Raw genomic sequence first — 8305 nt, 5'->3', positions numbered from 1 at the left:
TTAGAGGCTGATAAACACAGAAATTAGTGCAAGGGTTTTGAAGGGTATACCGGAAAAAGTGTGCATTTTTTGGGATTTCAAGAGATGGCAAAGAAATTTTCCAATCTCCTCCTGACTCCTGACTCCTGACTCCTGACTCCTATGCCCTCACGGAAAGACTTTCTCAGCAACCCCTAATTAGACCTCTCCGAAAAAGATGTAGGGACAATTCATGAATTGTCCCTACCATTGAAACAAGAATCCCCGTCCTTTTCAGGCGGGTAGCGTCAACAACTGATCAATAATCTTATCTTCCTGTCCAGATAGAAATTTAGCAAAGCGTTGTGCTAAAGGTGGAACAAAAACAAACGGACTGCTAAAACCAGAGAAAATATGAATATGTTCAAATTCGGGAATAGTACCAATTAAAGGTAATTTATCTTTGCTAAATGCAACTAAACAATGATGCCAAGTTCCTGGTAAATTTCCCAAAGCTGGTAATATGTGGGTGATACTTGTTCGCAACCATTTTTCACTTTCCTCTGAGTTAATTTGTTCATGGGGATCTGTAAGAATACGACTAATTTGACCTAAACGCAAACTACCATCAAGAAACTGGACTGCACCTGCATCTAAAATAGGTGGTACTATTTCACCAGGTTGATCCCATAATTGATCATTTTGAGTTGATGCAATTTCTAATTGAAGGCGTTGTAAAATCGCCGGTGTGACTAAGGTGCGTAACCGCAGATCCACTGATGGAGTTTCAATTATTTCTGCATGAGAAAAATAAATTTTCACAGAAATACCTACTGATTTTAATAATTTTCGGCTCATTCCACCAGTACAAATGGCTATATCAGCACTGTGGAAGGTGTCCGTGGTTGTTTTTACACCTCTAAAACTTTTGTCAGCGGCAAAAATATATGTAGGTTCTAATACTTTGGTAAACTGTATTTCTCCCCCCAGACGTAGAAATGCTTGAATGTATGCTTGCCTTAGTTTTTGCGGATGGACATGACCATGTTTGACAGTTAAAGTACCAGAGATAGCATTTTTATTGAGTAATGGTTCTAACTCACAAGCTTCTTGAACACTCAATAGCTGGGGTGGTGTGCTAAGATGAGAATAGGATGCGGCTGCTACCTTTGGTTCAGTATCATTAGCGATAGTTAGTAATAAATCTAATTCTCGGAATTGGATATCAGCATCTAATTCTGGCGCTAGGATTTGATAACGAGCGATCGCTTCTTGACATAGTTGTTGTGTCACAGGTGTTGTACCAGACCAATAAGCAATTCCACCATAACTATAGCGAGTAGCATTTTGTGGTGTTTTGTCTTGTTCTAGCAGCAGTACCGAAAACCCCGTTTTTGCTAATTCATAAGCAAGTGCAGCACCTGTAATTCCTGCACCAACCACAATCCAATCATACACTTTCATAAATAATTACATAAATAATTACAATTTGATTATGAAAATCCGTGCTGAAAATATCCTCGACTATCCAACCATAGCAAAAGTCAACACACTAGTACCGCTTCGCGGAAGTCAAAAGTCAAAAGTCAAAAGTCAAAAATAATAGGTCGTAAGCTTTTTAGCGATTGAGAATGGTTGGTTTATTTACGCCGTGCTGTACTAGAACTAGCAGACAATAGAGGAGAAGCATTAGTTGTAGTTTTGGGATATCCCAAACTTTATCACCCCTTTGGTTTTCAAGCAGCCATAAATTATCAAATAGAATGTCCTTTTAATGTTCCTGAAGACTTTTTTATGGTGAAACCACTCTTAGGTTATGAAGATAAATATCAAGGAAAAGTTATTTATCCTCCGGGAGTTCACAATGTTTAATTCCTGGATGTTAAGTTTTTTTCGCGTAGCTTATTTTGCAAAAATTTGGAATTTTAAATTAATTTGTGTTTCCTATTTTTAGATCATAGTTATCATGTTTTTCTTCAGTTTTTTCTCCAGTATGAAGAGTATTGATAGACTGCAACATTTTTGCTCGTTTCTTCCTAGCAATTTCTTGTAAATCGACCGTTTTATCAGTCTCATCTACAATTTCACCAGTTATTACCTCCAGCACATCTTCCAAAGTAATCACACCAGCAACACATCCATATTCATCTACTACTACTGCAAGATGTTCATGGGATTCTATAAAATTTTTGAGCAGTTTGTCAGCACGAATGATCTCAGGAACAAAGCGCACTTTTCTAGCTAAATCAGCAATTTTTTGTTCACCACTTCCTTCCACCATCGCTGTCAGTAAACTCTGTTTTAAAGCAAATCCCATCACTTGATCAATAGATTCATCAATAACAATAATCCGGGTATGTTGGGAAGCAATAATATCTGCTTTTGCTTCAGCCAAGGTCAAATTACCGCGTATATATGTCAGCATAATTTGGGGTGTCATTAAATCAGATGCTGTCACATCATTTAATCTAAATACCCTCTGAATCATTTCTGCTTCATCACTTTGGATAATACCTTCTTGCTGACCAATATTTGCTAAGAGTTTGATTTCTGCTTCGTTGGTTGTTGGTCTTTTTCTCCCTTGAGAAAATGGTGCAGTGACATTTTCTAAAATCCATACTAAGGGTGTAAAAACCAAAGAAATTCCCGTTACAGGTATGGCTGTGAGTATAGCAATTTGTTCAGAATATCTCTCACCAATTGTCTTGGGTATAATTTCTCCAAAAATAATAATCAGAAAAGTTAATATTCCCGAAAATATACCAAGCCATCTATCTCCTAATACTTGAGTTGCAATACTACCTGTGATAATACTTCCAATAATGTTGAAAATATTATTGAGGATTACTATTGTGGCAATAGGCCGATTCATGTTTTCACGAATCGCTAGAAGTGCAACTGCGGCAGGTTTTTTAAATTCCGCTAATTGTCGCACTCTCAATGTGGGAACAGATAACAGCGCCGTTTCTGTAGCAGAACACAATGCTGAACCTAAAAGCAGTACACAAACAGTAATTACTAGCTGTAACATATAATTTCCCAAGTTTGGGAATAGATAGATGGTTGGAGTTAGCTAAAAGCTGAATCAGCTAATTAACTCATTTAAGCTTTAATGATTGTAACGCGATTTGGAAATTTCTCAATATAAAAATTTTCACAGATTTTCATAATTTATTTGGCGAAACCTCAGAAGTCAAAATTCATGCAGTAAACCACCAGAAACAATACCCTGTGCTTCCAAAAATGCGGCAACTCTTAAAATCAAAGCTTCATTATAGGGTGCAGCTATTAATTGTACTCCTAAAGGTAGAGAATTTTTTTCCTTAATTGGTACTGATAAAACAGGTAAACCAATAAAAGACAATGGTTGAGTAAACAACCCTAAATGTGGACGGACAAGAATTTCTTCACCATCTAACATCATCGTTTTTTGTCCAATTAATGGGGCAGGAATTGGGGTTGTTGGAGCAATAATTATATCTACATTTGCAAATATCTCTCTCACTTGATCTCTATACCATCTTCTAAAACGTTGTGCTTGGATATACCAAGAATGAGGAATTAAAGCACCAGCTAAAAATCTATCTCGCGTTGCTGGATCAAAATCTTGAGGACGGGATTTTAAGTTTTCTAAATGCAGATTTGCACCTTCACAAGCTGTAATTACAAATGCCGCAGCACGAGCTATTTTCGCTTCTGGTATTGTGACATATTCAATAAAATTTAAAGCATGAGCAACTTTTGCCACTGCTGCTAAAGCTGCTGGTTCTGCTTTTTCGGTAAAATAATCATCTGCAATGGCAATTTTAATCCCAGAAATATCATTATTTATTTGTGGTAAACATAAATCAATCGGACGTTTTGTACAAACCGGATCTTGCTCATCTTCACCTTGCAAAACATCAAATATTGTCGCAATATCTCTCACAGAAGTTGCAAAATGTCCGATATGATCTAAACTACTAGAAAATAATTTGACACCCGCACGGGATAACCTGCCATAAGTAGGTTTAAAACCAAAAATACCACATAAAGCCGCAGGAACACGAATAGAACCATTCGTATCTGAACCCAAAGAAAAAGGAACTAAACCCCCAGCAACCGCAGCAGCAGAACCTCCCGAAGAACCCCCCGCTATTCGTTGTAGATCATAGGGGTTACAAGTTGTACCATAATGGGCATTTTCTGTCACAAACCCATAAGCGTACTCATCCATATTTAACGCACCCACCAAAACTGCACCGGCTTTTTTCAACCTAGCAACTGCGGTTGCATCTTGAATAGCTGGTAAATTTTCAGCATTGATTTTTGCCCCTGCTAAAGTTGTTAAACCAGCTATATCAAATAAATTTTTAACAGCAAAAGGTACACCAGCTAATATACCAGGATTTTTCCCTTGAGCAATTTCTTGGTCAATATTTGCAGCATCTTTTAAAGCTGTTTCTGTGGTAATTTCAGTAAAACAGTTTAATTCTTTATTTTTGGTGGATATTTTATTTAAGGTTGTTTGGGTAATTTCAACTGCGCTAAATTTACCTGATAAGACATTTTGAGATATATTTACAGCGTCATTCATGGTTCAAAAGTAGTTGCTATTTCTATTTCTTCTGGTAAAGGGAAGTTATTGACTACTTCTGCTATTGATTTGATTCTTTCAAAATTGGCAATTACTCCATCTTTATATTCATTATTAATTGGTAATTCCAATAATAACGACATTTGTTTCACATATTCTAGGGTATTTAAATTTTGATTTTCCATGTTTTTGATACTTAATTTGTGATTTGTTATTAATCTTGTTTTATATCATATTTATTAATACTCCTTTAAATAAATATTGAATTAGCAACAATTAGAGAATTTTACATATGTCAGCAAAATAGTCTGTAATTTTTCTATCCAATCTTCAACTCCTTTATGACAAAATTCCCAATCAGCTAAATCAATCTCCCATGTTTTATCTACAGAATTTTCTATTTGTTGAAGAAATTCTTCATCTTCATATATTTTCTGACAAAACCTAGAATAATCTAACTGATATTTTTCTTGATACTTAATATCTCGGTGACGCAGTTCAGCAATTTTTACAGCAATCTTATCAAGAGTATATTGTTTAAGCGCCAAATCCATTGATTCTTGTAAATCTCCTAATGCGGATAAAACTTCAATGTATTCATCTTTAATTGATACTGTTACCATCATTTTACCTCATCATTAAGCTATTGAGATAGATTAAATTCTTTGTTAATCAGCAATATATCATCATCACAGTCTAAAGGAATAAATTTATATTTCATGTTCATCAACCTAACAAGTAATATACTAAATCATTAAACTCAATTACATCAATAATAAAGATATCATATTTATTATTTAACTAATCATACCGTAAAAATACGTAACATTGTTTTCAGATAAGATTACATAAAATCATCCATTATCATCCGCGTTTATCTGCGTTTATCTGCGTTCAATTATTGTTTAAATCCTCAAGATGGAAAACACACACCAGACGCACATAAACCAGCAAACTCCATTATTATCACCTCCAAAGTTTCTAAATTTACCCTTCTAATTACATGATTATTTGTATCACAAACATAGAGAAAATCACCAAAAAAACTCAACCCTGAAGGTTCATAAAAAACCCAACTTTCCCCACCTGATAAAATCGTTTTACACTCCCCATTGCTCAGATTCACTAATTTGATTTTATGATTATATGTATCTGCAATAAAAAGCTGATGATTAAAATATTCTACACCCAAACAATGCTGTAAACGCACATCCTCACCTATTCCATCTACATCACCAAAACCAAATAACATCCCACTACCGCAAATAGTTCTCACCTTACCATTTTCTGATATTTCTACCCCCCGAATAGAACTGGTTTCACTATCAGCAATAAACAACTCTTTACCATTTGTAGTTATCCCACTAGGTTGAGCAAATGCACATTCTTGAAAATTCCCATCTACACAACCTTCTGCGCCACTACCAGCATAGCTATGAATGGTATTTGTTAATAAATTCATTTCCCAAATTTGATGATTTCCAGACATGGTAATAAAGAGAGAATTTCCCACTTTAACTAGATCCCAAGGTGAATTTAATTCTATTTCCAAGGCTTTACCACCATGAGGATAGATGATATTACTTTGTTTCCCTGTTCCTGCAATAGTTTCTACAATTTGTTTTGGTAAATCAATTCTTCTTAAAAGATGATTTTCTGTATCAGCAATGTAGAGACTTTTAGTGTCACTATCATAAGTCATTCCTTGAGGTGCAGAAAATTCACAACTTTGAAAATTACCATCTTTTACACCCCGTTTACCTATTCCTATTATATCAATAACTTCCCCTTGTAAACTACTCATAATTACGCGATGATGTCCAGAGTCAGCAATAAATAAACCGTCTGGTGTAGCTAAAACTTTACCTGGAAAAGCTAAGGGTGTAATTAATGTTTGATGCTGTTTTTCTAAGGTGAATTTTAATGGTTGAATATTAATGTGATTTGGGATTTTACTCAAAATCTGAATGATCATGTTTTCAATCTTGTGAAGATGTCCTTCTCCTGCAAATTGCCCGATCACATATCCTTGTAGATCAATAATAATTAAAGTAGGCCAAGCTTTGATAGTATAATGTTCCCAAACCCGAAAATCACTATCAACTAAAATCGGATGTTCAATGTCATAACGCAATATCGCTTGACGGATATTTTCAATTTCTTTCTCGTTGTCAAATTTTCCAGAGTGAACACCAATAACTGTTATAATCTCTTGATATTTACGTTCTAAATATTTTAAGTCTGGTAATATGTGCAAACAGTTAATACAACAGTATGTCCAAAAGTCTAAAATGATAATTCTCCCTCTGAGTGCTTTTAGAGATAAGGGTTTATCTGTATTTAACCAAGGGTAATTTTCTGGTAATTCTGGCGCTCTAACACGAGGAATCATAGTAATTTTAGGTTATTGTAGAAGATTATTGTAGATTTTAAGATTGAGATCAGCATTTTGATACAACTCCAAGACATCAATATAAATAATTTATCTCTCTGGGTTCAGCAAGGGAAAAACCAAGCAACACAAGGAAGTGTGATGCAACGGATACCCCTTTTAGCTGTAGCTAACCCTAGTTGGGTGGCTGTTCATATCTATTGTCAGTCAGGAGAAAATTACACTTTAGGAGATAACGCTTGTATATTTCCTTTAATGAGTGTGATTAAACCTTTTTCTTTACTATATCTGTTGGAACATTTAGGAACGGCAAATGTTTTAAACTCGGTTGGTGTTGAACCTTCAGCAATGCCTTTTAATTCTTTAGAACAGTTAATGGCTGATCATGGACATCCCCGCAACCCAATGATTAATAGTGGTGCTATTACTTTAGCTGATAAGCTACCAGGTAAAAATGGAAATCATCGCACTCAGTTGTTTTGTCAGTGGTTGAATAAATTAGCCGGTAGTCAACTATATTTAGATGTAGAAATGTTGGCTTCCGTGCGTGCTACTCGTTCTCAGGTAAATGTGGCGATCGCTCAATATCTCTACCAAACTCAACACATTGAAAATATTGAATTGGCTCTTGACACTTATGAGCAAATATGCTGTATTTCTGGTACTGTGGAAGATTTAGCGAAATTAGGAAAATTATTAGCCTGTAAAAGTAGTTTTATAAATTCCCAACATCGCCAAATTGTTAACGCTTTAATGTTAACTTGTGGACTATATGAAGCTTCTCCTCATTATGCAGTCAAAATTGGTTTACCCATGAAATCGGGTATAAGTGGGGCTTTGATAGCAATAGTACCAAATCAAGGAGCTATAGCCAGCTACAGTCCTGCTTTAGATAGTATAGGTAATTCTGTAGCTGGTCTGACCTTGATGGAAACTTTATCGCAAAATTTGCAACTGAGTATTTTTAGTTAATTGTTCTCTTCGGGTTTAATTACATTTCGATTCTTAAAATACTCACTTAATCTGTTTAAACCTGTTTTTTCTGTTGTTTCTGGTTTCAACTCCTCTGTTTCTAATGAGTCAGCGGGTGTTTTACGAATTTCAATTTCTGGAGTAGGAGTTGTTTCTACTTTGGGTTCTACCTGTGGTTGAGGAATAGGAGAAACTTCAATTTCTGGAACTGTGGGTTTTTCTGTCTTGGGTTCTATCTGTGGTTGAGGAATAGGAGAAACTTCAATTTCTGGAACTGTGGGTTTTTCTGTCTTGGGTTCTATCTGGGGTTGAGGAATAGGAGAAACTTCAATTTCTGGAACTGTGGGTTTTTCTGTCTTGGGTTCTACCTGTGGTTGAGGAATAGGAGAAACTTCAATTTCTGGAAC

At 35.4% G+C, this 8305-nt stretch carries 8 protein-coding genes and 1 pseudogene; 2 read left to right on the top strand and 7 right to left on the bottom strand.

What is annotated here, in order from left to right:
- Window positions 1-252: 252 nt before the first annotated feature.
- Complete coding sequence (locus tag PN497_RS08030; RefSeq protein ID WP_096565412.1) at window positions 253-1422, bottom strand: NAD(P)/FAD-dependent oxidoreductase; 1170 nt, start codon at window positions 1420-1422, stop codon at window positions 253-255.
- Between the two features lie 171 nt (window positions 1423-1593).
- Here PN497_RS08030 and PN497_RS08025 point away from each other — a divergent pair, with 171 nt between their 5' ends.
- Window positions 1594-1830: a hypothetical protein gene (locus tag PN497_RS08025; RefSeq protein WP_096565410.1), complete on the top strand. Its 237-nt coding sequence runs from the start codon at window positions 1594-1596 to the stop codon at window positions 1828-1830.
- A 58-nt stretch (window positions 1831-1888) separates the two neighbouring features.
- Here PN497_RS08025 and PN497_RS08020 read toward each other — a convergent pair whose 3' ends face one another.
- The 5 genes from PN497_RS08020 to PN497_RS08000 all read right to left on the bottom strand — a co-directional run bounded on the left by PN497_RS08020 (window position 1889) and on the right by PN497_RS08000 (window position 6926).
- Window positions 1889-2989 (bottom strand): hemolysin family protein, encoded by a 1101-nt coding sequence (locus tag PN497_RS08020; RefSeq protein WP_096565408.1) that lies wholly within the window; start codon window positions 2987-2989, stop codon window positions 1889-1891.
- 162 nt (window positions 2990-3151) lie between these two features.
- Window positions 3152-4534, bottom strand: coding sequence for an AtzE family amidohydrolase (locus PN497_RS08015; protein ID WP_096565407.1), 1383 nt, complete (start codon window positions 4532-4534; stop codon window positions 3152-3154).
- Window positions 4531-4719, bottom strand: coding sequence for a DUF4089 domain-containing protein (locus PN497_RS08010; RefSeq protein ID WP_096565405.1), 189 nt, complete (start codon window positions 4717-4719; stop codon window positions 4531-4533). Before PN497_RS08010 ends, PN497_RS08015 begins: the two co-directional genes overlap by 4 nt.
- An 81-nt stretch (window positions 4720-4800) precedes the next feature.
- Window positions 4801-5157, bottom strand: coding sequence for a hypothetical protein (locus PN497_RS08005; RefSeq protein ID WP_096565403.1), 357 nt, complete (start codon window positions 5155-5157; stop codon window positions 4801-4803).
- A gap of 290 nt (window positions 5158-5447) precedes the next feature.
- Window positions 5448-6926 carry a thioredoxin-like domain-containing protein gene (locus PN497_RS08000; protein ID WP_096565402.1) on the bottom strand — a complete coding sequence of 493 codons (1479 nt, stop codon included), beginning with the start codon at window positions 6924-6926 and terminating at the stop codon, window positions 5448-5450.
- Window positions 6927-6983: 57 nt separating this feature from the next.
- Here PN497_RS08000 and glsA point away from each other — a divergent pair, with 57 nt between their 5' ends.
- On the top strand, window positions 6984-7898 hold the full coding sequence (gene glsA / locus PN497_RS07995; RefSeq protein ID WP_096565399.1) for a glutaminase A: 915 nt from the start codon (window positions 6984-6986) through the stop codon (window positions 7896-7898).
- On the opposite strand, the pseudogene PN497_RS07990 reads toward glsA, so the two are convergent.
- A pseudogene (locus PN497_RS07990) lies at window positions 7895-8305 on the bottom strand (hypothetical protein); the annotation flags it as partial. The gene glsA and the pseudogene PN497_RS07990 sit on opposite strands and share 4 nt — an antisense overlap.

The sequence above is a fragment of the Sphaerospermopsis kisseleviana CS-549 genome, from assembly GCF_028329225.1.
Taxonomy (GTDB): domain Bacteria; phylum Cyanobacteriota; class Cyanobacteriia; order Cyanobacteriales; family Nostocaceae; genus Sphaerospermopsis; species Sphaerospermopsis kisseleviana.
Note: the sequence above shows the minus strand (reverse complement) of the source record. Positions and strands in the feature narration are given on the sequence as shown.